We start from the raw sequence: 3,042 nt of genomic DNA, 5'->3' as shown, positions 1-3,042 counted from the left end.
GGCCGCTCCCCGCCCTGGAGACCCCGGTGTCGGGCCACTCCCCGCGCCGGCTGCTGCGCGCCCGGGTCGCCGCCCGCGCCGAACCGGCCGAGGGGGTGCTGCTGCTGACCCTGGAGTCCGCCTTCTCCTCGGACGAGCTGCCGCCCTGGACCCCGGGCGCGCACGTCGACCTCGTCCTGCCCTCCGGGCTGGTCCGCCAGTACTCCCTGTGCGGGGACCCCGCCGAGCGCGGCCGCTACACGGTCGCGGTCCGACTCGTCGAGGACGGCCGCGGCGGCTCCCGCGAGGCGCACGCCCGCCTGGTGGAAGGCGCGGAGCTGGAACTGCGGCCCCCGCGCAACCGGTTCGGGCTGCTCCCCGCCCCGTCGTACGCGTTCGTCGCGGGCGGCATCGGCATCACCCCGATCCTGCCCATGCTCCGCGCGGCGACGGCGGCGGGCGCCGACTGGACCCTGCTGTACGGGGGCCGGTCGCGCGCCTCGATGCCTTTCCTGCCCGAACTCGCCGCCTACGGGGACCGGGTCACCGTCGTGCCGCAGGACGAGGCGGGCCTGCCCGGCCTGACCCCGCTCGCCGGGGCCGCGCCGGGCACCCTGGTCTACTGCTGCGGCCCCGAGGCGCTGATGCGGGCCGTCACCGAAGCCGCCGCGGACCCCTCGGCGGTGCGCCTGGAGCGCTTCGCCCCGGCGGCGGCCGGCCCGGCGCGGCCCTTCACGGTGGAACTGCACCGCTCGGGCCGCACCGTCGAGGTCGGGGCGGGGGAATCCGCGCTGGCGGCGGTGCGCCGGATCCTGCCCGACACCCCGTACTCCTGTGAGCAGGGCTTCTGCGGCACCTGCCAACACCGGGTCCTGGCGGGCGAGGTGGATCACCGCGACGAACTCCTCACGGACGCCGAGCGCGCGGACTCGATGCTCCTGTGCGTCTCCCGCGCGCGATCGGACCGTCTCACCCTGGACCTTTGACTTCCGCTCCCCGCCGACGGGAGAAGTAGGGTGTCGGCATGACAACCGGGGTGCGACGCAGGATGGGTGTCGAGGAGCGGCGGCAGCAGCTGATCGGGGTTGCCCTGGAGCTGTTCAGCAACCGGTCCCCCGACGATGTGTCGATCGACGAGATCGCCGCGGCCGCCGGGATATCGCGGCCGCTCGTCTACCACTACTTCCCCGGCAAGCTGAGCCTCTACGAGGCCGCGCTGCGGCGGGCCGCCGACGAGCTGGCGCAGCGGTTCGTCGAGCCGCGCGAAGGGCCGCTCGGCGGCCGGCTGCTGCGGGTCATGGGGCGGTACTTCGCCTTCGTCGACGAGCACGGGCCGGGCTTCTCGGCGCTGATGCGGGGCGGTCCGGCGGCGGGCAGCAGCCGGACCAACGCGATGATCGACGAGGTGCGGCAGGCCGCGTACGAGCAGATCGTCACCCACATCGGCGTGAGCGAGCCGCCGGCCCGGCTGGAGCTGGTCGTGCGGTCCTGGGTGTCGCTGGCCGAGTCGACGGCGCTGCTGTGGCTGGACGGACGCCGGATCCCGCGGGCGGAGCTGGAGCTGCAACTGGTGCACGACTTCGCGGCGCTGGCCGCCGTGAGCGCCGCGTACGACGCGGAGATGGCGGGGATCCTCGTACGGATCCTCGCGGACGAGCCGGCCGACGGGCCGTTCGGGGAGCTGGTGGGGCGGCTGGCGGCGCTGGTCCCCGGGGCCCCTCCGGGCGAGTGAGCCGGGCCCGGAACGCGATAATGCCCGCGTGATCATTGACGACGGGATCTTGTTCCGGCAAGCCGGGGAGAAGGACGCCGGCACGCTGGTGAAGCTGTACGACCAGGCGGCCCGGTGGATGCGCAAACAGGGCATCGACCAGTGGAAGCCCGGCGAGAAGGACGTCGCCCACTTCCGGTCGAAGATGCGCGACGGAGAGGTGTGGCTCGCCGAGGACGCCGACGGGCGGGTCGTGGGCGCGTACGAACTGTGGTGGTCCGACGAGGACGCCTGGGGGGTCCAGCCCCCGGTGGCGGGCTACGTGCACCGGCTGATGGTGGAGCGGGAGGCGGCGCCCCCCGGGACCGGACTGCGGATCCTCGAACACGCCGAGCGGCGGATCGCCCGGACCGGGCGGGAACGGGCGCGGCTGGACTGCGTGTCGAGCAACCCGCGGCTGCTGGCGTACTACCGGGGCGTGGGCTACCGGGTCGTCGGTGAATTCCCCTCGAAGCAGGGCAAGGACGGCCGGGTGTACGGGGTGATCCTGCTGGAGCGGCGCCTCGACGTCTGAGGCACGGCACAGGCACGGCACCCGTCCCGGCCGCAAGCCCCGGGCGCGCGCCATGCTCCGGCGGCTCTCGGCCGTGTGCCCGGGTTCGCAGGGCCCGGCCCTCCGGTGCGGCGGTACTGATGGTCGCGACCAGTCGGTACCAGGAGGGGAACAGCATGAGGAATTCCACGAGCAGGGCCGCGGGCGCCGTCTTGGGCATGGCGCTGGCGGGTGTCCTGGGGGCCACGGGGGTGGCCGGGGCCCAGGAGCTCCCGTCGGCGCCGGTCAAGGGCGCGGCGGCCGCCGCGGCGCCCGCCGCGGTCGTAGAGCAGGTACAGGCGGCGGCCGCGCGGCAGCAGGCGCTCGCGCCCGCCGCGCGGACGGTCTGTTACGCCGCCCATGTGGAGGGCATCGGCTGGCAGTCGGCGGTCTGCGACGGGGCCGTGGCCGGGACCACCGGTCAGAGCCGCCGGATGGAGGCCGTGGTGATCGCGACCGGCGGCACGGGCGGCGTCTGCGCGAACGCCCACCTGGCGGACATCGGCTGGCAGGGCTGGGCGTGCGCCGCCGACGGCAAGGCGGTCACGGTCGGCACCACCGGCCAGGCGCGGCGCATGGAGGCGCTGGGCATCCAGGTCGGCAACGGCAGCGTGGCGGCGCAGGCGCACGTGGCGGGGTACGGCTGGCAGAACGTGGTCGGCGGCAACCCGGTCTACGTGGGGACCACGGGCCAGGCGCGGCGCATGGAGGCGCTGCGCGTCGTGGTCTGACGGGCCCCGGAAAGCGCGAAGGGCGGTGC

At 75.1% G+C, this 3,042-nt stretch carries 4 protein-coding genes; all 4 read left to right on the top strand.

Annotated features, from left to right (window positions below; all coding sequences use genetic code 11):
- The coding region (locus ACFV0Q_RS40410) for a PDR/VanB family oxidoreductase (protein WP_385012948.1) at nt 1–965 on the top strand (965 nt) is incomplete at its 5' end.
- A gap of 38 nt (nt 966–1,003) precedes the next feature.
- Nucleotides 1,004–1,711, top strand: coding sequence for a TetR/AcrR family transcriptional regulator (locus tag ACFV0Q_RS40405; RefSeq protein ID WP_385012947.1), 708 nt, complete (start codon nt 1,004–1,006; stop codon nt 1,709–1,711).
- 28 nt (nt 1,712–1,739) lie between these two features.
- Entirely contained in the window at nt 1,740–2,264 is a 525-nt protein-coding gene (locus tag ACFV0Q_RS40400; RefSeq protein WP_385012945.1) for a GNAT family N-acetyltransferase, read from the top strand.
- Nucleotides 2,265–2,419: 155 nt separating this feature from the next.
- A complete protein-coding gene (locus tag ACFV0Q_RS40395; protein WP_385012943.1) occupies nt 2,420–3,013 on the top strand; it encodes a polysaccharide deacetylase in 594 nt (197 codons plus the stop codon).
- The last annotated feature ends 29 nt before the right edge of the window (nt 3,014–3,042 follow it).

It is taken from the genome of Streptomyces sp. NPDC059564 (assembly GCF_042735575.1).
In the GTDB taxonomy this organism is placed as follows: Bacteria; Actinomycetota; Actinomycetes; order Streptomycetales; family Streptomycetaceae; genus Streptomyces.
This window is presented reverse-complemented; position numbering and strand designations above follow the sequence as displayed.

What these genes read in the sequence shown, in the direction of transcription:
- ACFV0Q_RS40405 (WP_385012947.1), top strand. Translation starts at nt 1,004, where the DNA reads ATGACAACCGGGGTGCGACGCAGGATGGGTGTCGAGGAGCGGCGGCAG.
- ACFV0Q_RS40395 (WP_385012943.1), top strand. Translation starts at nt 2,420, where the DNA reads ATGAGGAATTCCACGAGCAGGGCCGCGGGCGCCGTCTTGGGCATGGCG.